The sequence below is a fragment of the Pseudomonas sp. MF6747 genome (assembly GCF_963890955.1).
Classification (GTDB): Bacteria; Pseudomonadota; Gammaproteobacteria; order Pseudomonadales; family Pseudomonadaceae; genus Aquipseudomonas.
Genome location: NZ_CAWPSZ010000005.1, coordinates 229,801 through 255,629, shown reverse-complemented (window position 1 = coordinate 255,629; position 25,829 = coordinate 229,801). Strand labels below are relative to the sequence as shown.

Genomic DNA, 25,829 nt, shown 5'->3' with positions numbered 1-25,829 from the left:
AAACCGAAGTGTCCGCGTCGCAGTCAAGCCAGCGCCTACATTCTAAATTTCAGCAGCTCGAAAGCTCAGTCTTCCATGTCTCGGCCGCTTAGCAGGCGGCTGATCATGTCCATCGAAAACCCGCGATAACTCAGAAAGCGACCTTGCTTCGCACGCTCCCTGGCATCAATCGGAAGATGGCCGGCAAACTTGCGGCGCCAAGTATCTTCCAACTGCGACTGCCAACTGATACCGCACTCACGCAGGGCGAGGTCGATATCAGCGCGTTGCAGACCGCGCTGGCTCAGCTCTTCGCGAATTCGCGCCGGGCCGTAGCCGGAGCGCGCGCGGTAGGAGACAAAGCTTTCCAGGTAACGCGCTTCCGACAGAAGCCCTTCTTCCGTTAAGCGGTCGAGGGCAGTTTCGATCATCTCGGGCTCTGCGCCACGCTGACGCAGTTTACGCGTCAGCTCGACTCGACCATGCTCGCGTCGAGCGAGCAGGTCCATCGCAGTGCGCCGAACGGCGACGAGTGTATCCAGTACAACAGTCATCGTTTGCTTCAGATGTCAGTATCAGCTTCTTCGACTTCTTCCACCGGCTCGCGATTGGCAGCAGCTTTCACGTCTGGCGCTGCGGTCAGCAACTTGTCGCGAATCTGCTTCTCGAGCGTGGCGGCGATATCCGGGTTGTCTGCCAGGAACTTGGCCGAGTTGGCCTTGCCCTGACCAATCTTGCTGCCGTTGTAGGCATACCAGGCGCCGGACTTCTCGACGAAACCGTGCAACACGCCCAGGTCGATCATCTCGCCGTTCAGGTAGATACCCTTGCCGTAGAGAATCTGGAACTCAGCCTGACGGAAAGGCGGAGCCACTTTGTTCTTCACGACTTTAACGCGGGTTTCACTGCCGACAACCTCGTCACCTTCCTTCACCGCGCCAGTACGACGGATGTCCAGACGGACCGAAGCGTAGAACTTCAACGCGTTACCACCAGTGGTGGTTTCCGGGCTGCCGAACATCACGCCGATCTTCATACGGATCTGGTTGATGAAGATCACCAGGCAGTTGGCGTTCTTGATGTTACCGGTGATTTTACGCAGCGCCTGGGACATCAAGCGGGCTTGCAGGCCCACGTGCATGTCGCCCATTTCGCCTTCGATTTCAGCTTTCGGTACCAGGGCTGCCACGGAGTCGACCACGATCACGTCGATGGCGTTGGAGCGCACCAGCATGTCGGTGATTTCCAGGGCTTGCTCACCGGTGTCTGGCTGGGAAACCAACAGGTCGTCTACGTTGACGCCCAGTTTGCCGGCGTATTCAGGATCCAGGGCGTGCTCGGCGTCGACGAACGCACAGGTGGCGCCCATTTTTTGCGCCTGGGCAATCACCGACAGGGTCAGGGTGGTTTTACCGGAAGATTCAGGGCCGTAGATTTCAACGATACGGCCTTTTGGCAGGCCGCCAATGCCGAGTGCGATGTCCAGACCCAGAGAGCCAGTGGAAATAGCCGGGATCGCCTGACGGTCGTGATCGCCCATACGCATTACGGCACCCTTGCCGAATTGACGTTCGATCTGACCCAGGGCCGCAGCCAAGGCTTTCTTCTTGTTGTCGTCCATTAAAGTCCTCACGTAATCAATAAGGCCTGACGGCCAACACCTGTATAAGTAGACAGTATTGTTCCACAAAGATCGAAGATCGCCTACCCCTGTTTTTCTATTTCTAGTGCAGCTCGTCGCAACAAGCCCTCAAGCGCGGCCTTTACCGTTTGTCGGCGGACCTCGTCGCGGTTGCCGGGGAAGTGCGCAAGCTCGGCCGTCACCTCTTCGCCAACGCCAAAAGCCAGCCAAACGGTGCCGACCGGTTTGTCCGGCGAACCGCCGTCAGGCCCGGCAACACCGCTGACCGCCACGGCAAAGCGCGACAGGCTTTTTTCCTGTGCACCACGGACCATCGCCTCCACCACTTCCTGGCTGACAGCGCCGACTTTGCCGAACAGCTTCTCCGGTACGCCCAGCTGCCGGGTCTTCTGCCGGTTGGAATAGGTGACATATCCCGCCTCGAACCAGGCCGAACTGCCCGGAATCCGCGTGATGGCTTCGGCGATACCGCCGCCGGTGCACGACTCGGCAGTGGTGACGTGGGCGTTAAGCACCTGCAAACGGCGACCCAGTTCAGCGGCCAGTTGAGTGATTTCCTTCACGGTCGACTCCAGAAGTAGGCGGGGATTTGCCTACCCTACAGGAGCAAATCGCACACGCAAGCGACAGACTGGATCAAGATGCTAACGCCCGACGGCGCGCACGTACGCTTGGCAGGCACGTAAGGCGATCAGGGCGTTATCGCCGTCGTCGGTGATGGCGATAATTCGCTGAGCATGCGCCGGGTCAAGTTGGGCTCGCGGGGTTGCATGAACCACGCCGCTGGCGGTGGCGGCGGTTGGCACTGAGCAATTGAGGCTGCGGTCGGTGGCGTCGAGAAGGACTGACAACCGCACATCAGCAGTGGCCAGGCGGTCGCGCAGAGCAGCTTGGTTATGTTGGGCATCGTTCAACTCCTGTACGTGTTGCTGATCGTTGGCGCTGAGCTGCTTCTCCAACGCCAACCGTTCTTTTTGCTCAGCCAGGTGTTGAAGCAAAACCGCCTGTGCCTGTACATCCGCCTGGCGCTCGAGCTGCGAGCCATAACGCCACGCCTGCACTTGCCAGGTCACGACCACCAGCAGGCAAACGCCGATCAGCCGTAATGCGCCTAAGAAACGCATAACACCGCCTTAGCCCGCGCCCACACTTGCAAACGGTCCTCCAGCCCGTTCAGGCCGCCATTGATGCGGCGGGTAATGGTGGTGAACTGGTCTTTGTCGGCCAGCTCATTCAAGCCGTTGCTCTGCCAAAACCACGCCGCGGACTCACATGCCCACTGTGGCTGTTCCAACAGCTGCGGCTGTCCGAGCAGGCGATCGTCGCCGAACAATGCCTGGCTGCACGCCAGGTAGTTACGCCGCCCGGTGATCTGGATCAGTCCCCTGCCCCGATACTTCTGGCCATCGCCGTCCGCTTCGGGGGTGTTGCCAAGGCGCGCGGCCAAAATGCCGGTGTCGTATTTGCTGAGGTATTGGTCGCTGCCCAGTTCGCGCACGTAGCGCAGCTCACCGGATTCGTGGCCGACCTGCGCGAGGAACGCAGCGATGCGCTTGGGTTGGCCGATCTGGAACCTGGACATTGCAGTGTTCAATGCGGACAAAAAAAGGCCCGCAACAGGGCGGGCTCCGGGCAGGATTTGAACCAGTTGAGAAAGCGTTATAGCCATGGGTCCTCACTCGGCCGCGGATAAACCGTTGGCCATAATCGTGCATCGATAACTCTCGCTGCGCTTGCCACTGGAGGTCACCGTCTTGATCGACCAACGGCCGCGCATGAAGTCGGGCCACGATTCGTCCAGCAGCAACAGGCCTTCAGCGCCGAACAAGGGGTTTCCGGGGCAGATCACATTAACTTGCATCCCTTCGCGGCCCACTCGGCGCATCTCGCCCTCCGCAGCGGTTCTGGCTTCGGCCTCGTTCTGGTAGCGCTGCGTCACCACCTTGAACGGCGCGATGCCCACCTGCACCACCCGTTGTTTACCGGCTGCCGCGTCCCACCAGGACGTTTGTGCGCCCAGGTAAGTAGCGCGGCTGGTTTGGGTAAAGCTGGCGGTGATAAACGCGCGATCACCCGGACGATTGTCGCGGGTGATCGACAACGGCACGACCGGCAAGACCTTGCCCGACAGCGATTTTGTCTGCCCTTTGCGGCCCAGCACATACAGCTCGTCGACAGGCTTGGCCACGGCATCGAGGCGATTGGCCAGACGCGTGAGAAACGCCATGTCACTTTCATTGGTCTGGTCGATGTGCGGGATATGCTCGCCTTCCAGATCAGGCGCCACGCGCGGTGAAAAACCGTAGCGCGTGGTCAATTGGCGAAACAGCGCACCCAGGCTGATCGGCCCGTGACTGGCGGTGCGCCGCTTCTTGAATTCGGGCTCATCAAAGGGCGCCGCCGTCGCCACCAGCACCAGACGCAGCGGGAACAGTGACGGTGTGCGCTGGGTGATTTTGAAGCGGCCCTTGTCCACCAGGCCCGACTCCCGATACCCGATGCGCAGGCCGATACGCCCGCCCAGGCTGGGCAGCCCTTCAAGGCCCTCGATGTCGAGTGTCAGCTTGAGCTGGTCGGACGTAAAGCCGGCCATGTCGGTATGCTCCCACTCCAATAGCCGCTCATTGAGGAGTGCGGCATTGGCACCGTAAATCTCCACCACGGGTGTAAATCCAAGTGTCATGGTTGCTCCTTAATCCCAGGCCGTAACCGGCTGCCTGGCCACGGGCTGGGTATCCAGCTCAGGCACAATCACATTGACGCCTGCCGGCAATACCGCGCCCTGTTCGGCCAACTGCGGATTCAAGCGCCACAGCACCTCTTCGGCGGCATCATCACAGCGACGGAGCTCGCGATAGAGCAACAGGTTGACCGAGTCACCGGCAATACTTCGAACCTTACGCATTGACGAATTCCTCCAGTACCAACACCCAATTGACCACCATGGCCGTGCCGTCATCGATCACACAGGACTGTTTTTCGTCCACCGATTTGATGGTCCACAGCCCCCAGTTCAGGCCTACGCCATCGACCAGCGGCAACGGCACACGCTGGGCTTGCAGCGCACGCAATTCGTCCATCCGCGCCATGCCCAGCGCGCGTGCAGCCTTGCCGCCGAATGACAGCGTTTCGAGCGCCTGGCCAACTTGGGTGGATTTGGGCTTGCCGGAAACGATATCCAGGCTGCCCCACCCCCCACTGCTCAAACGGTCCAGGGTGTCGTAGGCAAACCCACGGGACAGCCCGAAAATAAACGGGCCCAACGCCATTTGTTGTCGCATCACACCACTCCTGTATCGGTCAGGGCCGAGTCACGTCGCGTCGCCAGCAGGCTGTCCATCGACAGCGGCGAGAATTGCGCCTCGATCTGTTGCACCACGATCGCGGCCAGTTGTTGTGGGTTGGCCTGCTCGGGTGCGTTGATGGTGATTTGCGGCGCGAAGTTGACTTGGCGGTTGTCGGCTTGAGCGCTACTGAGTTTTTTGCTGGTCTCGCCGGGTGATGGCAGACGGTCATCGGAGCCCATCAGTTTTTCACTCAGCCAGGCGCCGATATCACTGCCGGCAAACGTACCCAGCGCGCCGCCGACCACTTTGCCGATGGCACCGCCAGCGACACCGCCCATGACCCCGCCCAGCACTGTGCCAGCCCCCGGCACCACCGAGCCGATCGCCGCCCCGGCGAGCGTGCCGAGCGCGCGGCCAACGGCCATGCCCGCAAATTCGCCAGCAACGCCACCGGCAACGCCGCCGCCGACTGACCCTACCGTGGTGCCGACGGCTTTACCCAGGTTCCCCGACATCGCGCCCTGGACAAGGTCAATGCCAGCACCCGCCAGCACCACGCCAAGGGAGCCTCTTCGTGCGACCTTACTGGCTCTCGCAGTTCGTGAAGGCTTGTCTGCGGAGTGATCACCGCGCGGCGTTTCGTTGCCTTTAGGTGTGTTCTGGCTGGCTGGCGCGCTCACCTTGCCTGGTGTGGTATCGCCGCCTCCGAGAACCTTGCCGGCGACCTTCTCGAACACCTTGTCCTTCACCGCATCGAACACACCAGAAAACACCGGCCCCAGCGCCGCGCCAGCCAGCGTTACAGCGGCCGTGGTCTTGGGCAGCGCCTCGGCCAACCAGCCCACGCCCGTCACCAGCCCGGTCATCGCGGTCAACGAGGTGTCCACGATCGGCGCCAGCGCGGCATCCTTGGCGGTATCCAGCCGCGTGGTGCTGGCCTCGAAGGCTTGACGACGTGCCTGTGTGGAGTCTGCGCGAACCGCTGCCGAACGCAGGACCGAGCCTTGTTCGCCAAGTGTCGACGTCGCGTACACCGACTTGTCGGCCACCAGCGTAAACGCCTGCTTTACCGTGTCGATGGCGGGCACCAGGCTCAGAATCGACTGGTTGCCATCGAACAATTGAGTGGCCAACGCCGCTTGTTTCTCAGCCGGTTGCGCCTTGAGCGCTTCAAGCACCGTGAGCAGGGTCTGGGGCGCATCCTGCTGCATCCCGCCAGCGAGCAACGTGGGATCAAGCTTGAGCGTCGCCCACGCGTTGCGCTGGCTTTCAGAAGCGCTGTCGCCTTTGGCCAGGGTGCTGCTGATTTTTTCCAGCCCGACACCCGCTGCACTCTTGCTGTTGCCGGCACTGAGCAATGCCGCCGAAAGCGCCGCTGCCTGCTCGGGGCTCATGCCCGCGGCGGTGGCCGTACCCCCTGCGCGCTGCACAATCGCGCCGATATCCGCCGCTTCTGCCTTGAGCGAAACATGGGTGCCCAACACATTGGTCGCGTCAGCCAGGTCCCGGGTTTGCTCGCGGTCGATTTTCATCGACTCGCGCCAGCCGCCCATCATGTCGCCGGCATTTTTGACGTCGACCTTGAAGGCCGTCGCCATGATGGCTGCGTCGCGGGCGAACTGGGTCAGGTCGTCCTGACGAGCCGCGCGGTCGATATTGCCCGAGGCATCCTTGCGGTCGCTGCCGATGCCGGACCGGGCGGCCACATACTCGACCTGTGCCAGGTCCACGGCGCTTGCACCGCTCGCCGCTACCATCGGTTCCGACGCCATGGCCAAGTTGGTTTCGCGCAGTTGTTTGCGCTGGCGGCCGACAAACATCAACAACTGATCCAGGTCAGTCATCGCGGCATCCAGTGCGTGCGAGGGTTTGCGCGCCTCAGCGGGGGCTGCAGCTTTTGCTGCTCCCGCGCCTTCGCCAGCTTCAACTTGCCGGGCGTCCATCATCTTGAGCAGTGAGGCGTTGAACAGCTCGAGGGTATTCACCAGCCGATCCTGCCCCGCCGCCAGGAGATTGATCTCAAGGCTGGCAGTCGCCAGGGCCAACCCCAGACTCGCGGCCTCTACCGGCATCGCGCCCGAGGGCCCGGCGAGTGTTGACGCAATGGGTTTGATACTGGCCTGCGCCACTGCGGTGTCACGTGAGCCCAGCGTCAGCTCGCCTTCCGTGGCGATGGCTGACGGGCTTGCATGGTTATTGCCTGCCATACCGCTCTACTCCTGTTTGACGCCAAGGCGAGTGATCGCGATGTCGTAGCGGCGCAATGCTTTTCCGGCGTCCCAGTCGAGGATCTCCGCCTCATTGACCGAGTAAATCAGTGGCACCACATCGAGGATCACTTCGATGTCGCGCTCCGAAAGAAGTCCGCCGGTTTGTTTAAAAAATCGTCGATGCGCTCCTGCAGTTCCGTCCAGTCGGGAACGGTCAGCCCGGCCAGATCGGGGATCATCAGGCCGGTGCAGTGAGCGGTGATGAATTCGGCGCGTTCTTTGTTGGTGGCGAGTTTCTTCATGGCCTTGGTAGCGCGCAGGGCGGGCATTTCCAGGCTCAGTGCGGTCAGGTTGCGGCCGGCGGCATCAAGAGGCAGCAGCAGGTGCACCTGTTCATGCTGCGACGGTTCATCGCGTTCGCCGAGGAAGAACGACGCAGGCCGCGTCGACATTTCATGTACGTGTTGAGCAATGCTCACGTAGTCCGGGCGCTTGAGCTGATCGAGTTCTTTTTCCGACAGGCCGGTGGCGAGTTTCGCCAGTTCAAAAAACTGGTCGTCCTCGTCATCACCGGCCCGGGCCAGCGCGGTTTTTTGCGCGGCGTAGAACAGCGGCTTGAGTTGAATCTGCTGGATCGTCGCGCCGGTGTCGGCGGTGATCGGAGACAGCAGAATGTGCAGCGGTGGCATCCAGGCCATGGGGCAATTCCTTGTTTAAGCGTTGTTGAAAGCAGCGCGAATCTAAAGCTGAGCGCGGTCGATGTGGGAGCTGGCTTGCCTGCGATGGCATCAGCTCGGTACACCAGGCACACCGAGTCGCCTGCATCGCGGGCAAGCCCGGCTCCCACATTGACTGTGCTCACTTCAGGTCACGGTAGCCCTTAAGGCATCAGCACCGCGCGGCGCGCATCGCCGAGAATGTCGACACCGTTGAGCATGAACTTCTGGGTGCGCACGTCGATGTCGATCACCGAAATGCCGTTTTCCAGACGATTGTAGGTACGGCAGGACAGTTCCAAAGTGGTGGTGACCTTGTCGCCCATCTTCAGCTTCGCCTCCTCCAGGGATTTGAGTTTGCCGCCGACGGTGTGGTAGGTGAAATAGGTCTTGCCATCCTGGTCCTGACCGGCTTCACGCACGTTCAGCAGAATGTCGTCGCCCATACGCACGCCCAGGGCCAGCATGATTTCCGGCCCGGCACCTTGCAGAACCAACTTGGCATTGAGCACCTTGCCGCTCTTGGCCATCTCTTCGGCGATGAAGCGCCCGCCGGACATGGATTCCATGTCGAACTCGATCTTTGGCGGGGTGAACTCCTCCACCGTCGCGGACAACGGCAGGCCTTGAAGGGTGGCCGCAATGGCCTGTCTTACACGGTTGGTAAACATTAGAGAACGTCCTCCAGGAACTGCTCGATGATTTCATCGCGGGCATTGAGTTGGTAAATCATGTGTTCGTTCGGCGCGTAGCGGCCGTAGTCGATGACGATGAACCAGGTGCCGTTCTTGTACTTCTCGACACTGTTGAGCTCCGGGTGCAGGTACACGCTGCCGCCGGGGATGGTTTCGTCGGCGACCAGGGTTTGCAGCCAGTCGTTGATGCGCTTGACCTCCTGGTCCATGAACGACTTGGTGAGGTTCTTGGCCATGGCTTTCTGGCCGGCCTTGACCAGCTTGCGGCTGATGGCATCTTCCAGGCCGACGTAGCTGATGAACTTGCCGGTGATGGAGCGGTTACCCAGCAGCGAGAAGCCGCCGAGGATGGTGCGCGCGTAGTAGCTCACGCCATAGCGGTTGAGCAGGTCGCCTTCGGTGGAGGTGTCGAGGATGTTGTACTCGACCACGCGGGAAACGTCCTCGGCGAAGGTCACCTGGTTGCCCGGGCTTTCCCATTGCTTGACCTTGGCCAGTGCAGCGATGGCCAGCGAGGACGGCGACAGGAACACGTTCTTTTTCGCCGCTTTGGAGTATACCGACGGCATGTTGTGCACCAGCAGGCAACGGTCGAAACCGAGGTCGGCACCGCCCAGCTCGCCGCTGTAGGTCACTTGGTCAGCAACCGAAGCATCCTTGCCATCCAGCACCACACGGGCCTTGATGCGTTTGCCGAAAGAGGCGAACTCACCGGCCACGGCTTTGGTGCCGGTGAAGCCCGGGGCGCCGATGATGGTCAGGTCTTCAGGGACGCTGCTCAGGGCAGCCAGGCCCAGTTTGCGTCCAGTGGTCGGCTCGTTGCCACCGATCACATTGTTGAGGGTGTCGGCCGGGGTTGCGCCCTCCTCCACGATCACCACGTAAACCGGCACCTTCACCACTTTGAGGATCTGGTAGACGGCCTGGAACAGCGTGCCCGACTCGGCGCCGGTGGGGTCCAGCAACGCCTGGGTGGTGAAGCTGTTGATGCGAAACGGCGCGTTTTTCGGGATCGACGCGTGGGCATTCGGCGCAGTGCCGACCAGGCCGATCACGTTATCGCCAAGGCCACCCATGGCCTCGGGAGATTCAGTGGCATTCACGGTGATGCCGTTGTGCTCGAAGTTAAGAACCTCAGCCATGGTTAGTCAGCCTTCTTGGGGGTGGAATTGAGGACGCTGGTCAGTTCCAGGCGGCCGGCGGTGCGCAGGGCGGATGCTTCAACGTCCAGCAGTTCCAGTTCTTCGCCGGCGGTGGACCAGTGGCCACCTCCGAGGGGGAATGGGATGAGGACGGTGTATTTCTGGCGATTAGACGTAGCCATTTTTTTGAATCTCCAGGCATAAAAAAAACCGCAACGCGGCTCTCGGGGGATGTTTCAGATATCGGGTTAAGCATTACGCGCCAAGGCGCGAGGTTATTTCTTCGGAAGTTCGGAGGGATCGACGCCCTGAAATGCCTTCACTTCAGGCTCGGATGGCGGTGTGTAAATGAAAGGGCTCGCGGGCTGTTCCGGCCAGATCACTGCCTGTGGAAAATCAGGTTGGCCCTCCATCTGTGCAAGATGCACGCGGTACAGGCGCCAAGCCGCCACCTCAGCTTGCCTGGCGGGCAATTCGTCCGCCTCCTCTCCCGCCAAACCAGCTGCGATGGTGTCCTGCAATACCTCAACAGCCGTCAGCAATTCGTTGATTTTCTGGGTAGCGGATGCAGCCTTATCCGTACGCATGCACATCACCAGCGCGAGGATCATTTCACGCGTAGGCTCTTGAACCTCTCCAAACTCGCCAGCCTTCGCACGCTCGAAAAGCTCAACACCGTGAGGCTCAGCGTCATTAGGAGATGCCGCGAAGGGCTGTTCCCCAATGGTCTCTTTGGTTTGTTCAAAAACCACGTTCAGCACTATTGCGCTATGCGCCTGGTCGGTCCAACGTGGATTGTTTGCACTTAGAACGGTAAACATTTGATCACCTTATATTTTAGTTAAGAAACACGTTGCCACAACGAAGCGTTGTAGCCAGTCAAAGCGCCATGCAAGCGCCACTGCCCTACGTTGAGCAGGCCTGAATTATTGCCTGCACCGTCACTTACAGTGAGCGATGTATAGAGCAACTGACTGCCCGCCAATATCGTGCCTTGGTTAGAGGCAGGCTGCGCAACCAGCGGACGCGCAAATGCATATTGTCCGACTGCACTTAGGCCAAGGGCAGCCACTTTTGCACCATGATTTGCGTCACTGATCAAATCGCCAAAATCTGTTGCATCTACCGTTAAACGCAGACTCCCTGCCGAGTTAAAGCCCAGTTTGATTTTGTTATTAACCTGCCCCACGCCACCGCCCTGTTGTATCGGCGTGTAGCCCAAACGCGGCTGAATGTAATAAACGACACCGTCTGTCAAACGGCGCATGTACATGAATTCAGGGTTATCGGACGCCATTCCCACCGTGGTGATGGCATCGCGAATTGGCCTGGACAAAACATACTCTTCGCACTTGGCAATTGTTTCGTCTTTTGTATACGCGTTGGTAATGCCATAGGCGGCAAGCGTAGAGCCCCAATTTGCCTTGGTGTCAGGCGAAAAGTTTCCGGAATACCAAAAATTGCCAAGATCCGTTGTATCCACCGTCGCCTTCAAGCCGACAGGGGACCAGCCAATGTTAACCCTTGATCCCGTCTGTCCCACCCCGGTGCCTTGCGCGACGGGTGTGTAATCCAGTTTTCTCTGGATAAAGTACAACGCGTTATCCGATTCACGGCGCATGTACATAAGCGCTGGATCATTACCGGCCATGCCGATGTTGGTAATACCATCGCGCATGACGCGTTGTGCAACCAAGTATCCTGTTTCATCTTTGGTATAAGCGTTGGTAATGCCATAGGCGGCAAGCGTCGACCCCCAATTTGCCTTGGCGTCGGGAGAGAAGTTTCCGGAATACCAAAAATTCCCCAGGTCTGTTGTATCAACCGTTACTTTCAAACCAGCGCTGGACCATCCAATGTTTACTCTTGAGTTATTTTGGCCTACGCCGGTCCCTTGCGAGACGGGTGTGTAATCCAATTTCTTCTGTATGAAATACACCAGGTTATCTGTTTCACGGCGCATATACATAAGTGATGGGTCATTACTGGCCATGCCTATGTTAGTAACACCGTCGCGCAAAGCACGTTGCCCGACCAGATAATTGGTTTCGTCCTTGGTAAATGCGTTAGTCACTCCATAAGCGGCAAGCGTCGACCCCCAATTAGCCTTGGTATCGGGAGAGAAATCAGAAGACGTCCAGATTTTTCCGAGATCGGAATTATCGATGGTCAACTTCAGATTATTACCTGACCACCCCAGCTTTACCGTGTTTTGGAGCTGGCCAATACCCGTGCCTTGCTGAACAGGGAGGTAGGTCAATTTTGACTGAAAGCGCACGTCGCTCTCGGTTTTTGTGAAAGCATCCACAATACCGAAACCCGCGAGACTGGTTGGGTTGGTGCCACCGATCACAAAACCTCGACGGTCAACCGAGACACTCCGATACGTGCCAGGAATGACCCCACTCGGGCCATAAATCTGCTCGAATTCGAGCGCTGTAGTGCCCAGGATAATCGGTGCGTTCGTGGTCAGTTGCCACAGCGTGTCAGCGTACTTCGTGCCCTCCTCAACACTGACTATCAAGTTAGGTGTTACTTCACCACTGACATCTGCATCAGTACGGCGAAACCAAGTGCCATTGGCAACAGTGTAAATACCATTATTGGCCGCAATCGCCTGGAACGTTACCAGTACGCTGTCGCCCGCAACAACGGCAACGCCGTCGAGCATTTGAGCACCGCTCAACACAATTGGCCCAGTTGCAGCGGCTCGCACGGACTTTTTAGTGTCCAGTTTCGCCAGCTCGCCTGCCACGTAATCGGCCACCCAGGCACGCGTGGCCTTGACGATCGAGTCATCGATCGACAGCACCACATTCGACGCGTTGCTTGTTTGAAAAATAGCACGCAGATAAAACTCTTTGCCTGCGCCTTGATCGGCCATTACCGGTTTGAATGACTCTGGATACTTAATGACCGCATAGAGGATACCGGTGTCAGTCCATATGGCGGCTTCACGCACATACCAGCCACCCACCTCATTAGGAATCGTCACCTCAGCCAGTAACCAGCTTAAGTTTTTTTGATCCTGCATCAATGCGTTGATGCTGCCTCGCCATACCTCACGGCGCAAAGCGACCGCGGTCGCGTCGGGGTTATAAACAGAACCGCCGCCATCGCCGACCGACATATGCGTCAACTTGATAGGCGTCCCGCTTGCCTTGCAAGCGGTCTCGTGCGCGATCCCTGCGTTTGTTAACAGTGTGTAGTAATCAGCCATTTTTACTCCAACGGGTAAAGGGTCATGGTCTCGACGGTGTAAATACCCGCCGCCATATAAAGCGGCGAAATGGATGAGAGGCCTTCCAACTTGAAGGGGTAAATCGTGGTCAGTTCCCCACACACAGTGACCGCACTGATGCAGTGATTGCCTGATGCGGATAACCCGACACTCACCGCCAACGTGTCACGCTCGCTTTTTGCATCCGCGAGGCGCTTGTCGAGCCGAGTGTTTATCTCTTCGCTGTAAGGCCGATCAGTGAAAGCTCTAACGGTGAAACTGTATGGCGCACCCGTAGGAGACTTCTCATGCCACGCCTGTATCTGAGGCGATAATTCAAGCCCCCGGACCGCATTTTCGAGCGCAAGGCGCGTGCCTGCCTGGCGTTTTGTTGGCCAAGAAAACCCGACGGTAAGACGCTTTTCAGACTCCGCAGCGTTAGCACTCCATTCCGCCACACCGCGATCCGCAGCCAGGTAGGGTAGAAACTCCGTAGGCGTTTCATTAGGGTTCATCAGACTCGGAAAAGGCGGCGTAATACGGTTGACCAGCTTTGCGAAGCCGAGATCCAGCGCCCTCTCCAGTGCCGAGCTATTCGTTGGCAGGAGGCTATGATCGATTTGCTCTTCACTCATAAGATTCGCACCTCAATCTCGATATCGGTGCAATAGGGAGCCTGAAAGGCCGTTGCCTGAATCGGAGAAACGGGCTCAAGGATTTGCAGTTGCGCAGCGCCGGCGCTGTGAATCGCATAATCAATCCAGCTCGGGTCCACCCTCCCTTCCAGCCGGTGACAAGACTCCGCGTAGTCCTGCAGCAGCTTTTGAGCGGCGACTTGTGTAAGCCCCGAATCCGGGCCAGCGTTGATCTTGGCGACCACGCGGATTTTGTACGGCAGGATTTGCGCGCCTTGCACACTGACCAGATCCGTCTCCGGCCGTACATCCGGCCGTGCGAAATGGCGACGAACGCCGTCAAGCAAATCGGCAGAAGGCGTGCCGTCGCCCTCACGGGAAAGCACGGTGACCATGACTTCGCCGGGCGCTGTTCGACGCCCATTGCCGTCTTTGACCTGGGCCGCATAGCCGTCCGGGTCAAAGGTGTAGCTGACGGTTACCACACCTGGCGTAGCGCTTTGCACCTTCACCGACGGCCGTTCGCCTAGAGTGAAAACCTCACGCCGATACTGCATTCGCGAACCTGCGGCCGGGGCATGTGGCGCCAGGTAGTAACGCAGGCGAGCGTCGTCATCGCTCTCCAATGTTGGCGGCACAGGCGGAAATGCCGCCGGGTCGCCAGGGTCGAGCACTTGGCGTTCCAGGCCCATATCCGCCAGACGTGCATCCAGGTTGCTGCCGGTGGCCCACCACGCCAGCATCTGCTTGATGCGTGCATTGTATTTGCGCTCGTGGGTTTGCAGCCGCACACAAAACGCTTCCAGCGCCAGGGTCAGTAGCTCGCTTTCATTGTCGAGGCTGACCTTGAGTTTGGCCGCGCTTTGCGGCGCTCGGGTGGCGACGTAGTCAACGACAAACGCCTTGAATTCGGCCAGCAACGGTTCGAACTCATCCACCGCGATGATGGCCGGTTCAGCCAGTTGGTTCTGGCCGGGGATCAGCATGCTCATGTCACGACCTCAAAGGATTGTTGGCGGTTTTTCCAGGTGCCGGCAAAGCGCAGCAACAGGCCGGCGCCCTGGCGGGTCGCGACGATGACCTGGGGTTGGAAATCGCCGATGCCGTTCTGCGCGTTATAGAACGCTTGGGCGGCATGGCTTTGGGCGAGAATCAGCAGGTCGTCGCCGAGGTTCTGGCCGAGCAGTTGCGGGATCTGCGAGCCGTACAGCGGGCGTTTTTGGCGAGTGCCCACGGGGGTGGTCAGCGCTCGGGTGGCGCGCTGCACGAATTGCAGCCAGTCATCAACGGCTGCGCCGGTGTTCCTGTCGATTCCGATCATGCGGTGTCCTTATCGGGGGCTGATGACGCGTCCTTGGTGGTCCACTACGGGGCCGCTGAAGTGTGCGCCGCCGGCATCGAGCAACAGGCGGGTGCCGCCGATTTGCAGGGTGATGCCCTGGGCGCTCATGGTCAGGCTGGCGGCGCCGACCTTGACGTCGACCTGTTCGCGGGAGCCGGTAAAGGTGGTGGGGCCGTTGACCCAGTTGAACGTGTGGCTGGCGTCGTCGTAGTCGCTTTGAGTGCCGTCCTGATGGCGGCGCCGGGTCAAGCTGGCAACGCTGGAGACCGGCGGAAACTGACTAGTGTTCAGGCCGAACAAGGCCACAGACTGGCCGCCGCCTTCGCCGCCGCCGTAGTTGAGCAACAGGCATTGTTCGCCCACGGACGGAATGCGCGTTTCAGTCTGTGCACCGGCGCTGGGGTTGAAAAAACGGATGGCCGGCGTGAGCAACTCACCGTGGCTGACCTTGCAGGTATTGCTGGCGGCGTCGACCTCCTGACACACGCCAATGCGGCAGAAGCTTTCGGCACGCCGGTAAAGGTCTTCAAGCTGGGTTTCCATTTCCACCAGGCGCTCTACGATCGGCCCCAGTTGCATGCGTAACAGCGCGTCGAACATGGGCTACTCCGCCAGGGGTTTGTATTGATCGGGGTCGTTGATGTTCGAGACTTCCCAGGTGCGAGCGAACAGCGGTTGGCCTGTGGGATCGGTGAGTAATACAGGTCCCAAGTAAAGGGTTTGGGTGAAGGAAACGGTCCAGGTGTCGTAGTCCGTTTCCGCCGTGGTGCGCACAGACGGCGCGGCGACGATATTCATCGGCAAATCACACTGTGACTGCGGCAGGTTCCAGCGGTTATCCAGCACCAGGTCCATCAGTTGGCTAGCCAGGTCGCAGGCATCAAATGGCAATGCCCCGGGCGCAACCATGGCCTTGAGCGAAAGGGTCAACGCGTGAGCCTTGCGCCCTTCTCGGGAGCGAATGCCGGGGCCATTGCCCTCGACCGTGATCAATACGCCGGTGTTATCCCCGGTGCCGTTAAAGTCCTGGTGATTGCCGATTTTCAGGTCCGGGAAGGCCGCTTGCAGCGCCTCGCCAATGGCGAGGGGCAGTTGAGAGGGCTTTTCGATGAGCATCATTTTAAGTAGCGTCCTTGCAACAGTTACTGCGGGTCCTGACGGGAGTTTTCGTTGATTCCGATGCGCTTGGCCGCCCACCGCTCATAAAGGCCGATGGCCACATCGGCACCCGCCATCGCGGTCAGGCAGCCGATGGCGCCGGCCGTCCAGATCGACATGCCGGCGGCGTAGCACAGCATCAGCGCTGAAACGCCGCACACCATGCAGGCCCCGGAGCGCAGGGCCAGACGGCGGATCAGCGACCAACCCCGTGCGCCCTCTTTGTCGGCGCGCCACATTTCGCCGGATACCCCGCCGATCACTGCCAATACGATGACCAGCCAGATAGGCATTTCCGCTAACGCTTGCTGTTCATTTGTCATGTCACGCCTCCTGGCTGAGCAATAGATAGTCCGTTTTTCATTTACAAATGCTTCGATAGGTAGGCATTCCAAAAAGCCCGGTCGCCCGGGCTTTTCAGTAATGCGGTCCAGATTCGGTCTTTCGGCGCTACTGGCGCGGTACGGACCTTTCCTAAGATGTTTTTCCGACCACGATCCCTGTCTGCCGGATAACTGCTTCTGGTGCTTTACGCTGCACACCCGGGTCAGTTGCCAACCCTCTGAACCGTTATTAGGCCGGTTCATCGCTGCCTGTTTTTGAAGCGTTGAAACTAAAGAGCGTCGGCATCCTTGCCGGTGTTGCCTGGCATCCCTGCCATCGCTTGGATGGCGTCCTTGCCGATGTTGCGTGCCGTCCTTGTCACTTTCCTTGGCAGCATCCTTGCCGCCTCCACCACCTTGTTGGCTGGCTTGAGACAAATAATATGCACGTATGCATATACAGTCAATGCACAAATGCATTTATTTTTGCCGTGGAAATGCATGCGTGCATTCGCGGCCTTGCGGGCAGAGGGCTTGGTGGTTTTCTGCAGGCGAAAAAAAGCCCGCGCAATGGCGGGCGTTGTCTTACGTAAGGAGGTTAACGGGCGTACATGCCCCACCAGAACACATGACCGAGGATGCTGATCTGCTCATCCTGGATATCCTGGAAACTGTAGTCCTCGTCCGGGTGTTCATCGCGATTGAAGCTGCGCAAGCGAATCCCGGTAGGCAGGCGGTAGAGCTGTTTCACCCGTAACTGGCCATTGTGGTTGATGGCATACAAATCGCCATCGACGATATCGCCAATGCCACTCTTGCCTGCGTTCACCCCGACCGTGGCGCCGTCGCGCAGCACCGGCAACATACTGTTGCCGCGCACCGTCACACACTTGGCCTGGTCGAACTGCACGCCGTTATGCCGCAAGCTGCGCTTGCCGAACCGCAGGCTGGCCTTCTCGCTTTCCTCGATGACGAATCTTCCTGATCCAGCAGCCAATTCAACCTCGCGCAGAAAGGGGATCGACACCTCGTCATCATTAACGGGCGTGTCGTCGTCCCACAGGCTTATGTCCTTGAGTTCCGAATGCATCGGGTCGCGCCCGTCATCGCGCAAAGCCCCCGCCGCCGCGCGCCCGCGCAGGTGGTCGGTGCTGACGCGAAAGTACTCGGCGATGCGCGAGATGTGCTTGTCCGACGGGTCAACGATCTTGCCGCTGAGGATCCGCGAGAGTGTGGATTGAGGCACGCCGGTACGCCGGTGAAGCTCCGTGGGGGAGATCCGGTCGCGGCCCAGCAGTTCTCTTAAGACGATAGAAACGTTGCGTTTTTGCATAACGCGGATAGTGCCGGGAGTTTTAGGGGTTGGCAAATGCTAATTTGCATAATTTATGCAAATCAGAAAGCGACAGCCAAAAGCAGTCATTCATCTGATCTTCAAACAAGAGGTATTTATACGGAGAACGACAATCGAGAAATTATGAGGCACCGGCGGTCGGACTCGTCTCAAGCACCGCTCTGGAAGGCCGATACCACAGGTGTTAATTTGCGCGGCTCCGGCCACGAACCGGAACCGCAGACAGGGATGTTTGGACGTCTTTCACGCCCAACCAGGCGTGCCTAATTTCTGTCATGAGTATCATCCGATGCTGCAAAGATCCCTAAGAACCCAAATTCTCGCGCTGCTGAGCGGCAGCCTGTTGGCGATGTTGCTGATTGCTTTGGCATGCTTTCATTTCCTGTCCAGCGGGGTGCAAAACTACGCCAACCTAATCGAAGGTCCGCTGCACACGTCGCAATTGATCGACGAGGCCAACCTGCAATTCAAGGTGCAGGTGCAGGAATGGAAAAACGTATTACTACGGGGCAAGCAGCCGGCAGACCTGGATAAATACTGGAAGCAATTCGAAGAACGTCAGCGCGACGTACAGGGGATCCTCGGCGAACTGGCTAACCAAAATGGCCTGGACGGCCAACTCAAGGCCCGCATCGAACGCCTGCGTGACGAACACCGCCAGCTGGGCAGCGCATACCAGAAAGGTCGCGATGCCTATATCGCCGCGGGTGCAGACCCCACCGCAGGCGACGCCGCCGTTAAAGGCGTCGACCGTGCTACCAGCGACCAGATGAGCGAACTTGTCGGCGAACTGCGCAAACAGGGCACCGAGCAATCGACGCTGATCAGCGCTGCTGCAAAACGCACGGTGATGCTGGGGATTATCGTAATGCTCGGCTCGGGTCTGTTGATCGGCCTGTTGAGCCTGTGGCTCATCAACCGCAACTTGGTTGACCCCATTCGCAAGCTGATCGACTACGTGGCGCAACTGAGCCAAGGCAAATTGACCGAACGCGTGGTCAGTAGCCGTGAAGATGAGTTGGGCAAACTGGCCATGGCCGCCAACACCTTGCGCGACTTTCTCGCCGAAACCTTCAACCGCTTGCAGCGCAGCGCCAAGGATCTGGACAGCGCAAGTGGCGAGTTAAATGCCATCGCCGGTCTCATGGCCAGCGGTACCAACGAGCAGTTCAACCGTACCGATCAGGTGGCTACGGCGATGAACGAAATGTCCGCCACCGCCCAGGAAGTGGCTCGTCACGCAGCCGATGCCGCACGCGCTGCCGATGATGCCGACCAATCCGCGCAGCAGGGCGAAAAAGTCATGCGGGGCACCATTCACACCATCACCCAAATGCGTGGCGAGATCGCCAACACAGCCACGGTGATCCGTCGCCTGGAAACCGACAGTGGCCGCATCGGCAAGGTGCTGGAAGTGATACGCGGCATCGCCGAACAGACTAATTTGCTGGCGCTGAACGCGGCGATCGAAGCGGCCCGCGCCGGTGAAGCCGGACGCGGTTTTGCGGTCGTGGCCGACGAAGTGCGAAGCCTGGCCCAGCGCACGGCGGCGTCGATCATCGAAATCAACCAGATCATCCAAACGGTGCAAACCGGCGCGGTGGACGCGGCTCAGGCGATTGAAAGTGGCCAGTCGCGCAGTGAAGAAAGTGTCGCGCAAGTAAATGAGGCCGGCGCCATGCTGGAGCGCATCACCCATGCCGTGGAAGCCATTCGCGACATGAACCGCCAGATTGCCACCGCCGCCGAAGAGCAAACCTCGGTGGCGGAAGACATCTCGCGCAACCTCACCGAAATCACCACGATTGCCAGCACCAACCTGGACAACATGCAGCGCACCGAAGCGGCAAGCCGCAACCTTCACGGGTTGTCAGGGCAGTTGAATGAAGTGACGGCACGCCTGAGTGCGTAGCCGGACCGTTAGCGGTTAGATCGGCTTCAGGCTGAGCAGTGTTGGAAGATCGAGCCCCGTATTTAGTCATAGCCTGACACGGGGCAAATGCTCAGACCAAAGACTCTCAGCATTTGCGTGACCTTGCGGCGGTGATACCTAATCGACGAAACGTAGGCTTTTTTTGCGGGCACGCTGGACAGCTTTTTTGCCAGGCACTTTTGGCAGCAACTGCGTTAGATCCGATAATCGCGTCTCCGCTTTTTCGAGCGCGTTGATTGAGTAGCGCTGCCAAACCTTTTCAACTGGCCGCAGGTCAGGTTCAGTCGAGCTCTCGCGACGGGCATCTTTTGTCCGTTTCCACTTGATCAGTCGATTGATCGGCAGTGGCCTAAAGCTGCTTTCACCTTTAAGCCACTGACCAGGGCTCTTATCTTCAGGTGATCATTGGCGGGGCGTATCCCCCGCATGGGCCCGCTGGCAACTGGCAAAGCAAAGAGGCTTCCCTTTTCCCAGTTGCACCCACCCCAGCACCACGCTACCCTCCTTCCCGTCGCTGCCAATTCAGCGATCGGGCCTGAGAACCCGGCAAGATGCAGGCGCACCAAGCGCCCCCAAAACTCGATTTGCAGGCGTTTTTTTTCGCCTCACAATTCGTGCAATGGCGGCTGTGCGTGGGAGACCTTCGGGTCTGCCGGGTTCCTGTATCTCCGGTTTCTCAGCCTGCGCATAGCTGCCACCCATTCGCCTGAGAACGAACGTGGTAGCTCTCCACTGATATGGGAGTTTTACCGATGACCGCTACAGATCCGTCTGCGTTAACCACCCTCGGCGTCACCCCCTTCTCCTTTCATTCCGACCAACCGCTCTTCCGTGTCAACAGCGGTGTTTCCCTGCACGATGCCTTGCACCATGCCTCCGACCTCCTCCATGTCGCCAAGCAGCTCGCAGAAGATGCGGCGATGACCAGGGAGACGGACCGTTACGCCTGGGCGTCGCATTATTTGCAGGAGATGGTGAAAGCGGTGGTTGATGATGCAGTGAAGGTGTTGGATTCGCCCGGCAACATTCAGTAAGGGGCGACCGTAAAAAAGGGCGGCACTTTATATAAAGGCGCCGCCCTTTTTTGTGTTTTACCTGGCCGTTTGCGACCTGCGAAGGGCCGACTTCACGTGTTAACCTTGCGCCCATCGCAACAAATGCTGGGCCAAGCGCCCAATGCCGTTTAGTTAAGCGCCCCCGATTGGGCACGATGTTGAGCTTTCGAACTTCAGCGATGCAGGGGCTGCGGCCTGCAGGTACAGCGCGGCGATCCCTTCGCAGCCTCGCTAAGGCTCGACAGCTCCCACATTCGGCCTGCGTCGTTTGGAAGCCTGCGCTGCGCAACTGATCGACACTGGACCACGCGCGCCCTTTGCCCCATCACTTTCAACGAATTTGCCTACTATCCAATGAGTAAAAACACCGCCGATCTGTCCTCCCACACGCCGATGATGCAGCAGTACTGGCGTCTGAAAAACCAGCACCCTGATCAGTTGATGTTCTATCGCATGGGCGACTTCTACGAGATCTTCTACGAAGACGCGAAGAAGGCCGCCAAGTTGCTGGACATCACCTTGACCGCGCGCGGGCAGTCGGCGGGGCAGTCGATTCCGATGTGTGGGATTCCTTACCATTCGTTGGAAGGCTACTTGGTCAAGCTGGTGAAGCTGGGCGAGTCGGTGGTGATCTGTGAGCAGATCGGCGACCCGGCGACCAGCAAAGGGCCGGTTGAGCGTCAGGTGGTGCGCATTATTACGCCGGGCACGGTGAGTGATGAGGCGTTGCTGGACGAGCGTCGTGACAACCTGATCGCGGCGGTGTTGGGCGATGAGCGTTTGTTCGGCCTGTCGGTGCTGGACATCACCAGCGGCAATTTCAGCGTGCTGGAGATCAAGGGCTGGGAGAATCTGCTGGCGGAGCTTGAGCGCATCAACCCGGTGGAGTTGTTGATTCCGGATGATTGGCCGAAGGACTTGCCGGCAGAAAAGCGTCGTGGGACCAAGCGTCGTGCGCCGTGGGATTTTGAGCGTGATTCGGCGCTGAAAAGTCTGTGCCAACAGTTCTCGGTGCAAGACCTCAAAGGCTTCGGCTGCGAAACCCTGACCCTGGCCATCGGCGCCGCCGGTTGCCTGCTCGGTTATGCCAAGGAAACCCAGCGCACCGCCCTGCCGCATTTGCGCAGCCTGCGCCACGAGCGCCTGGACGACACCGTGGTGCTCGATGGCGCCAGCCGTCGCAACCTGGAGCTGGACACCAACCTGGCCGGTGGCCGCGATAACACGCTGCAATCGGTGGTGGACCGTTGCCAGACCGCCATGGGCAGCCGCTTGCTGACCCGCTGGCTGAACCGTCCGCTGCGCGACCTGAGCGTGCTGCAAGCGCGCCAAACCTCTATTACCTGCCTGCTGGATGGCTATCGTTTTGAAAAGCTGCAGCCGCAGCTGAAGGAAATCGGCGATATCGAGCGCATCCTGGCGCGGATTGGCCTGCGTAATGCGCGGCCGCGTGACTTGGCGCGTCTGCGCGATGCCTTGAGCGCCCTGCCGCAGCTGCAAGTGGCGATGACCGAGCTGGACACTGCGCACTTGCAACAACTGGCCGTGACCGCCGGCACATACCCGGACCTCGCGGCGCTGCTGGAAAAAGCCATTATCGACAACCCGCCGGCCATCATCCGTGACGGCGGCGTGCTGAAAACCGGTTACGACACCGAGTTGGATGAGCTGCAGTCGCTGAGCGAAAACGCCGGGCAGTTCCTGATTGATCTGGAAGCCCGCGAAAAGGCCCGCACTGGCCTGGCCAACTTGAAGGTCGGTTACAACCGCGTGCACGGCTACTTTATTGAGTTGCCGAGCAAGCAGGCCGAGTCGGCGCCGATCGACTATCAGCGTCGTCAAACCCTTAAAGGTGCTGAGCGTTTCATTACGCCGGAGCTGAAAGCGTTTGAAGACAAGGCGCTGTCGGCCAAAAGTCGCGCTCTGGCGCGCGAGAAAATGCTTTATGAAGCGCTGCTCGAAGACTTGATCAGCCGTCTGGCGCCGCTGCAGGACACCGCCGCCGCCCTGGCGGAGCTGGATGTGTTGAGCAACCTGGCCGAGCGCGCGCTGAACCTTGATTTGAACTGCCCGCGGTTTGTCAGCGAGCCGTGCATGCGCATCGTGCAGGGTCGTCACCCGGTGGTGGAGCAGGTGTTGACCACGCCGTTCGTCGCCAACGACCTGTCGCTGGATGACGACACCCGCATGCTGGTGATCACCGGTCCGAACATGGGCGGTAAATCCACCTACATGCGCCAGACCGCGTTGATCGTGCTGCTGGCGCATATCGGCAGTTTTGTACCGGCAGCCAGTTGCGAGCTGTCGCTGGTCGACCGCATTTTCACGCGGATCGGTTCCAGCGATGACCTGGCCGGTGGCCGTTCGACCTTTATGGTGGAAATGAGCGAAACCGCCAACATCCTCCACAACGCGACCGAGCGCAGTTTGGTGCTGATGGACGAAGTCGGCCGCGGCACCAGCACCTTCGACGGGCTGTCGCTGGCCTGGGCGGCAGCCGAGCGATTGGCGCATCTACGCGCCTATACCCTGTTCGCCACGCACTATTTCGAGCTGACCGTGCTGCCGGAAAGCGAGCCGCTGGTGGCCAACGTGCATCTCAATGCCACTGAGCACAACGAACGTATCGTGTTTCTGCACCACGTGCTGCCAGGGCCGGCGAGCCAGAGTTACGGCCTGGCCGTGGCGCAATTGGCCGGTGTACCGGGCGATGTGATCACCCGCGCTCGCGAGCACCTCAGCCGCCTGGAAACCACGGCCTTGCCCCATGAAACCGTGGTGGCAAGCCCGAAAAAAGCCAGCAGCAAACCCGCTGCGCCACACCAGAGCGACATGTTCGCCAGCCTGCCTCACCCTGTCCTGGATGAGTTGGCCAAGCTGGACCTGGACGACATGACGCCGCGCAAAGCGCTGGAAATGCTCTATGCACTAAAGACACGGGTCTAACGCAGACGCTTGCAAGCTGATAGAATCTCGCGCGGTTTGGGATGCTGCGGGCTTTTAGCCTGGCCTGCAGACTATCGCTCCCGAACCTCGCGAGCCCCACCACAAGGGGTTTCGCTGCCGCCGCCTGAGGAGAGAATTAGAAATGACCTTCGTCGTTACCGACAACTGCATCAAGTGCAAGTACACCGACTGCGTCGAAGTGTGTCCGGTGGACTGCTTCTACGAAGGCCCGAACTTCCTGGTTATCCATCCGGATGAGTGCATCGACTGCGCCCTGTGTGAACCAGAATGCCCGGCCGTCGCTATTTTCTCCGAGGACGAAGTCCCGGCAGAGATGCAGGAATTCATTCAGTTGAACGTCGAATTGGCGGAAATCTGGCCCAATATCACCGAACGCAAGGATCCGATGCCGGATGCAGCGGAGTGGGATGGCAAAAAAGGCAAGATTGCAGACCTCGAGCGCTAAAGCGCCGCCGCCCAATAAAAAAGGCCCCTTGCGGGCCTTTTTGCGTTTCTGCAGGGCAGGTTTCACTTTTCTGCAGGCAAAAAAAAGGGGCGGTATGACCCGCCCACATTTTTTCCCTAGTCCCTGTATTCCTTTTTCATCATCCTGATGAATCGCATCCTGCGACGTTCCTTCAACCATCGTTCCTTGATGGCTGTGTCAATCCGTGGACACAGGGCTGATCTTAGAGAGTTCCAAGGGAAGTTCAACGAGATCCAACGGCTGGGCTGAAGAGCTTCATTGCTAAAACAACAATAAATAATTGTTATATTTCAATAAGATAGAAAAGTCTCTCGCCATTTCGAGATGTCCACGTCTGGTAAAAAACCCAAACACTTACGAAAAAGTAAGTGAATGCTTACACGCGCAAATGCGTAAAAGCGCAACAGCGCCCGGTTGACCTTCCTGAGGACAAGAAAAAGCCCCGACACTGTCGAGGCTTCTTTTCCTTCAGGCTGATCAGTCGTCGCTGACCGTAATCGTCGGCATTGCCGGCGCGGCCGCTTCCTGCAGGACGATGCGCGCGCCTACATGACGGGCCAACTCCTGATAGATCATAGCGATCTGCCCGTCGGGTTCAGCCGCCACGGTCGGCTTGCCGCCATCCGCCTGTTCACGAATCTCCATCGCCAGCGGCAATGAAGCCAGCACTTCAACGCCGTATTGCGTGGCCAGCTTCTCACCGCCGCCTTCGCCGAACAGGTGCTCGGCATGCCCGCAATTGGAGCAAATGTGCACCGCCATGTTTTCCACGACGCCCAGCACCGGGATGTTGACCTTGCGGAACATCTCGACGCCTTTTCTCGCATCAAGCAGCGCCAGATCCTGCGGCGTGGTCACGATCACCGAGCCGGCCACCGGGACTTTCTGCGCCAGGGTCAGCTGAATGTCGCCGGTGCCTGGCGGCATGTCGATCACCAGGTAATCCAGGTCGCCCCAGGCGGTCTGAGTGACCAATTGCAGCAAGGCGCCGGACACCATCGGCCCGCGCCACACCATCGGCGTGTTGTCATCGGTGAGGAAGGCCATGGACATGACCTCGACGCCCATCGATTCAATCGGCACGAACCACTTCTGATCCTTGACCTTGGGACGGGTGCCTTCGGCGATACCAAACATCACACCTTGGCTTGGGCCATAAATGTCGGCGTCGAGAATGCCAACGCGGGCCCCTTCCCGGGCCAGCGCCAGTGCAAGGTTGGCGGCCGTGGTGGATTTGCCCACGCCGCCCTTGCCGGATGCCACGGCGACCACGTTCTTGACGTTGGCCAAACCCGGGATCTGCGCCTGGGCCTTGTGCGCGGCGATCACGCACTGGATGTCGACCTTGGCCGAACGCACACCGTCGAGACCCTCGATGGCCATTTGCAGCATCTGCGCCCAACCGCTCTTGAACAGGCCGGCGGCATAACCCAGCTCCATCTGGACCGAGACCTGGTCGCCCTGGACGTCGATGGCGCGTACACAGCCGGCGCTGACCGGGTCCTGGTTCAAATAGGGGTCGGTGTATTGGCGAAGAACGGCTTCCACCGCTGCGCGATTGACGGCGCTCATGGGCTACTCCCGAAAAAAGACTGACTGAAACAGGCGGCTATCCTAACCGTTCCAGCCGCCAAGCGGCATGCTTTCGCGCCCCGGGAGGATTCAGAAACAGCGCCACGGGGTGAAATATATTTCCCGGCGCTTT

Annotated in this window: 29 protein-coding genes; 4 read left to right on the top strand and 25 right to left on the bottom strand. The window is 59.2% G+C overall.

The features are described 5' to 3' along the window. Positions 1-65: 65 nt before the first annotated feature. The 24 genes from recX to AACW30_RS07285 all read right to left on the bottom strand — a co-directional run bounded on the left by recX (position 66) and on the right by AACW30_RS07285 (position 17,691). On the bottom strand, positions 66-533 hold the full coding sequence (recX, locus tag AACW30_RS07400) for a recombination regulator RecX (protein ID WP_017137076.1): 468 nt from the start codon (positions 531-533) through the stop codon (positions 66-68). An 8-nt stretch (positions 534-541) separates the two neighbouring features. Then, positions 542-1,600 (bottom strand): recombinase RecA, encoded by a 1,059-nt coding sequence (gene recA / locus AACW30_RS07395; protein WP_003189042.1) that lies wholly within the window; start codon positions 1,598-1,600, stop codon positions 542-544. A gap of 83 nt (positions 1,601-1,683) precedes the next feature. Then, on the bottom strand, positions 1,684-2,184 hold the full coding sequence (locus AACW30_RS07390) for a CinA family protein (protein WP_106577235.1): 501 nt from the start codon (positions 2,182-2,184) through the stop codon (positions 1,684-1,686). Positions 2,185-2,265: 81 nt separating this feature from the next. After that, complete coding sequence (locus AACW30_RS07385) at positions 2,266-2,745, bottom strand: lysis system i-spanin subunit Rz (RefSeq protein WP_200624601.1); 480 nt, start codon at positions 2,743-2,745, stop codon at positions 2,266-2,268. After that, entirely contained in the window at positions 2,733-3,290 is a 558-nt protein-coding gene (locus AACW30_RS07380; RefSeq protein WP_179678119.1) for a glycoside hydrolase family 19 protein, read from the bottom strand. The genes AACW30_RS07385 and AACW30_RS07380 overlap by 13 nt, the downstream gene beginning before the upstream one ends. 6 nt (positions 3,291-3,296) lie before the next feature. Beyond that, the gene (locus AACW30_RS07375; RefSeq protein ID WP_200624600.1) at positions 3,297-4,304 is read right to left on the bottom strand and encodes a contractile injection system protein, VgrG/Pvc8 family; all 1,008 of its coding nucleotides are present in this window, start codon (positions 4,302-4,304) and stop codon (positions 3,297-3,299) included. 9 nt (positions 4,305-4,313) lie between these two features. Next, on the bottom strand, positions 4,314-4,526 hold the full coding sequence (locus tag AACW30_RS07370; protein ID WP_200624599.1) for a tail protein X: 213 nt from the start codon (positions 4,524-4,526) through the stop codon (positions 4,314-4,316). Then, a complete protein-coding gene (locus tag AACW30_RS07365; RefSeq protein ID WP_145161628.1) occupies positions 4,519-4,902 on the bottom strand; it encodes a phage tail protein in 384 nt (127 codons plus the stop codon). The genes AACW30_RS07370 and AACW30_RS07365 overlap by 8 nt, the downstream gene beginning before the upstream one ends. Further along, positions 4,902-7,115, bottom strand: coding sequence for a phage tail tape measure protein (locus AACW30_RS07360; protein ID WP_200624598.1), 2,214 nt, complete (start codon positions 7,113-7,115; stop codon positions 4,902-4,904). Before AACW30_RS07360 ends, AACW30_RS07365 begins: the two co-directional genes overlap by 1 nt. A 6-nt stretch (positions 7,116-7,121) precedes the next feature. Then, a complete protein-coding gene (locus tag AACW30_RS07355) occupies positions 7,122-7,247 on the bottom strand; it encodes a hypothetical protein (RefSeq protein ID WP_017844653.1) in 126 nt (41 codons plus the stop codon). After that, positions 7,244-7,816, bottom strand: coding sequence for a phage tail assembly protein (locus AACW30_RS07350; protein WP_200624597.1), 573 nt, complete (start codon positions 7,814-7,816; stop codon positions 7,244-7,246). The genes AACW30_RS07355 and AACW30_RS07350 overlap by 4 nt, the downstream gene beginning before the upstream one ends. A gap of 182 nt (positions 7,817-7,998) precedes the next feature. After that, positions 7,999-8,505: a phage major tail tube protein gene (locus tag AACW30_RS07345; RefSeq protein ID WP_119738655.1), complete on the bottom strand. Its 507-nt coding sequence runs from the start codon at positions 8,503-8,505 to the stop codon at positions 7,999-8,001. Continuing rightward, entirely contained in the window at positions 8,505-9,671 is a 1,167-nt protein-coding gene (locus tag AACW30_RS07340; protein WP_106577244.1) for a phage tail protein, read from the bottom strand. Before AACW30_RS07340 ends, AACW30_RS07345 begins: the two co-directional genes overlap by 1 nt. A 2-nt stretch (positions 9,672-9,673) precedes the next feature. After that, complete coding sequence (locus AACW30_RS07335) at positions 9,674-9,853, bottom strand: hypothetical protein (RefSeq protein WP_200624596.1); 180 nt, start codon at positions 9,851-9,853, stop codon at positions 9,674-9,676. 93 nt (positions 9,854-9,946) lie between these two features. Then, complete coding sequence (locus AACW30_RS07330; RefSeq protein ID WP_119738648.1) at positions 9,947-10,492, bottom strand: phage tail assembly chaperone; 546 nt, start codon at positions 10,490-10,492, stop codon at positions 9,947-9,949. Between the two features lie 20 nt (positions 10,493-10,512). After that, positions 10,513-12,891, bottom strand: coding sequence for a phage tail protein (locus AACW30_RS07325; RefSeq protein ID WP_200624595.1), 2,379 nt, complete (start codon positions 12,889-12,891; stop codon positions 10,513-10,515). A 2-nt stretch (positions 12,892-12,893) separates the two neighbouring features. Further along, positions 12,894-13,526, bottom strand: a complete 633-nt coding sequence (locus tag AACW30_RS07320; protein WP_200624594.1) for a phage tail protein I — start codon at positions 13,524-13,526, stop codon at positions 12,894-12,896. Continuing rightward, complete coding sequence (locus AACW30_RS07315) at positions 13,523-14,518, bottom strand: baseplate J/gp47 family protein (protein ID WP_200624593.1); 996 nt, start codon at positions 14,516-14,518, stop codon at positions 13,523-13,525. Before AACW30_RS07315 ends, AACW30_RS07320 begins: the two co-directional genes overlap by 4 nt. Next, positions 14,515-14,847: a phage baseplate protein gene (locus AACW30_RS07310; protein WP_106577249.1), complete on the bottom strand. Its 333-nt coding sequence runs from the start codon at positions 14,845-14,847 to the stop codon at positions 14,515-14,517. Before AACW30_RS07310 ends, AACW30_RS07315 begins: the two co-directional genes overlap by 4 nt. 9 nt (positions 14,848-14,856) lie before the next feature. After that, positions 14,857-15,468: a phage baseplate assembly protein V gene (locus tag AACW30_RS07305; protein WP_124416550.1), complete on the bottom strand. Its 612-nt coding sequence runs from the start codon at positions 15,466-15,468 to the stop codon at positions 14,857-14,859. A 3-nt stretch (positions 15,469-15,471) separates the two neighbouring features. Next, positions 15,472-15,987 carry a hypothetical protein gene (locus AACW30_RS07300; protein WP_169368319.1) on the bottom strand — a complete coding sequence of 172 codons (516 nt, stop codon included), beginning with the start codon at positions 15,985-15,987 and terminating at the stop codon, positions 15,472-15,474. A gap of 23 nt (positions 15,988-16,010) precedes the next feature. Further along, positions 16,011-16,349, bottom strand: a complete 339-nt coding sequence (locus AACW30_RS07295; protein WP_106577252.1) for a phage holin family protein — start codon at positions 16,347-16,349, stop codon at positions 16,011-16,013. 290 nt (positions 16,350-16,639) lie between these two features. Beyond that, the gene (locus AACW30_RS07290; RefSeq protein WP_200624620.1) at positions 16,640-16,969 is read right to left on the bottom strand and encodes a hypothetical protein; all 330 of its coding nucleotides are present in this window, start codon (positions 16,967-16,969) and stop codon (positions 16,640-16,642) included. Further along, positions 16,948-17,691, bottom strand: coding sequence for a LexA family transcriptional regulator (locus AACW30_RS07285; RefSeq protein WP_200624619.1), 744 nt, complete (start codon positions 17,689-17,691; stop codon positions 16,948-16,950). The genes AACW30_RS07290 and AACW30_RS07285 overlap by 22 nt, the downstream gene beginning before the upstream one ends. 301 nt (positions 17,692-17,992) lie before the next feature. Here AACW30_RS07285 and AACW30_RS07280 point away from each other — a divergent pair, with 301 nt between their 5' ends. The 4 genes from AACW30_RS07280 (at position 17,993) to fdxA (ending at position 24,103) form a co-directional block, all read left to right on the top strand. After that, positions 17,993-19,615 carry a methyl-accepting chemotaxis protein gene (locus tag AACW30_RS07280; protein WP_200624592.1) on the top strand — a complete coding sequence of 541 codons (1,623 nt, stop codon included), beginning with the start codon at positions 17,993-17,995 and terminating at the stop codon, positions 19,613-19,615. Between the two features lie 773 nt (positions 19,616-20,388). After that, positions 20,389-20,670, top strand: a complete 282-nt coding sequence (locus tag AACW30_RS07275) for a DUF3077 domain-containing protein (RefSeq protein ID WP_200624591.1) — start codon at positions 20,389-20,391, stop codon at positions 20,668-20,670. A 375-nt stretch (positions 20,671-21,045) separates the two neighbouring features. Then, positions 21,046-23,637, top strand: coding sequence for a DNA mismatch repair protein MutS (gene mutS, locus AACW30_RS07270; RefSeq protein ID WP_169368316.1), 2,592 nt, complete (start codon positions 21,046-21,048; stop codon positions 23,635-23,637). 142 nt (positions 23,638-23,779) lie between these two features. Then, a complete protein-coding gene (gene fdxA / locus AACW30_RS07265) occupies positions 23,780-24,103 on the top strand; it encodes a ferredoxin FdxA (protein ID WP_003208688.1) in 324 nt (107 codons plus the stop codon). A gap of 498 nt (positions 24,104-24,601) precedes the next feature. Here fdxA and apbC read toward each other — a convergent pair whose 3' ends face one another. Then, on the bottom strand, positions 24,602-25,696 hold the full coding sequence (gene apbC / locus AACW30_RS07260; RefSeq protein ID WP_145161584.1) for an iron-sulfur cluster carrier protein ApbC: 1,095 nt from the start codon (positions 25,694-25,696) through the stop codon (positions 24,602-24,604). Positions 25,697-25,829: the final 133 nt, after the last annotated feature.

Coding starts and splice junctions, on each gene's coding strand:
- recX (WP_017137076.1), bottom strand. CDS start 533: ATGACTGTTGTACTGGATACACTCGTCGCCGTTCGGCGCACTGCGATG.
- recA (WP_003189042.1), bottom strand. CDS start 1,600: ATGGACGACAACAAGAAGAAAGCCTTGGCTGCGGCCCTGGGTCAGATC.
- AACW30_RS07385 (WP_200624601.1), bottom strand. CDS start 2,745: ATGCGTTTCTTAGGCGCATTACGGCTGATCGGCGTTTGCCTGCTGGTG.
- AACW30_RS07380 (WP_179678119.1), bottom strand. CDS start 3,290: ATGGCTATAACGCTTTCTCAACTGGTTCAAATCCTGCCCGGAGCCCGC.
- AACW30_RS07375 (WP_200624600.1), bottom strand. CDS start 4,304: ATGACACTTGGATTTACACCCGTGGTGGAGATTTACGGTGCCAATGCC.
- AACW30_RS07370 (WP_200624599.1), bottom strand. CDS start 4,526: ATGCGTAAGGTTCGAAGTATTGCCGGTGACTCGGTCAACCTGTTGCTC.
- AACW30_RS07365 (WP_145161628.1), bottom strand. CDS start 4,902: ATGCGACAACAAATGGCGTTGGGCCCGTTTATTTTCGGGCTGTCCCGT.
- AACW30_RS07360 (WP_200624598.1), bottom strand. CDS start 7,115: ATGGCAGGCAATAACCATGCAAGCCCGTCAGCCATCGCCACGGAAGGC.
- AACW30_RS07350 (WP_200624597.1), bottom strand. CDS start 7,816: ATGGCCTGGATGCCACCGCTGCACATTCTGCTGTCTCCGATCACCGCC.
- AACW30_RS07345 (WP_119738655.1), bottom strand. CDS start 8,505: ATGTTTACCAACCGTGTAAGACAGGCCATTGCGGCCACCCTTCAAGGC.
- AACW30_RS07340 (WP_106577244.1), bottom strand. CDS start 9,671: ATGGCTGAGGTTCTTAACTTCGAGCACAACGGCATCACCGTGAATGCC.
- AACW30_RS07335 (WP_200624596.1), bottom strand. CDS start 9,853: ATGGCTACGTCTAATCGCCAGAAATACACCGTCCTCATCCCATTCCCC.
- AACW30_RS07330 (WP_119738648.1), bottom strand. CDS start 10,492: ATGTTTACCGTTCTAAGTGCAAACAATCCACGTTGGACCGACCAGGCG.
- AACW30_RS07325 (WP_200624595.1), bottom strand. CDS start 12,891: ATGGCTGATTACTACACACTGTTAACAAACGCAGGGATCGCGCACGAG.
- AACW30_RS07320 (WP_200624594.1), bottom strand. CDS start 13,526: ATGAGTGAAGAGCAAATCGATCATAGCCTCCTGCCAACGAATAGCTCG.
- AACW30_RS07315 (WP_200624593.1), bottom strand. CDS start 14,518: ATGAGCATGCTGATCCCCGGCCAGAACCAACTGGCTGAACCGGCCATC.
- AACW30_RS07310 (WP_106577249.1), bottom strand. CDS start 14,847: ATGATCGGAATCGACAGGAACACCGGCGCAGCCGTTGATGACTGGCTG.
- AACW30_RS07305 (WP_124416550.1), bottom strand. CDS start 15,468: ATGTTCGACGCGCTGTTACGCATGCAACTGGGGCCGATCGTAGAGCGC.
- AACW30_RS07300 (WP_169368319.1), bottom strand. CDS start 15,987: ATGATGCTCATCGAAAAGCCCTCTCAACTGCCCCTCGCCATTGGCGAG.
- AACW30_RS07295 (WP_106577252.1), bottom strand. CDS start 16,349: ATGACAAATGAACAGCAAGCGTTAGCGGAAATGCCTATCTGGCTGGTC.
- AACW30_RS07280 (WP_200624592.1), top strand. CDS start 17,993: ATGCTGCAAAGATCCCTAAGAACCCAAATTCTCGCGCTGCTGAGCGGC.
- AACW30_RS07275 (WP_200624591.1), top strand. CDS start 20,389: ATGACCGCTACAGATCCGTCTGCGTTAACCACCCTCGGCGTCACCCCC.
- mutS (WP_169368316.1), top strand. CDS start 21,046: ATGAGTAAAAACACCGCCGATCTGTCCTCCCACACGCCGATGATGCAG.
- fdxA (WP_003208688.1), top strand. CDS start 23,780: ATGACCTTCGTCGTTACCGACAACTGCATCAAGTGCAAGTACACCGAC.
- apbC (WP_145161584.1), bottom strand. CDS start 25,696: ATGAGCGCCGTCAATCGCGCAGCGGTGGAAGCCGTTCTTCGCCAATAC.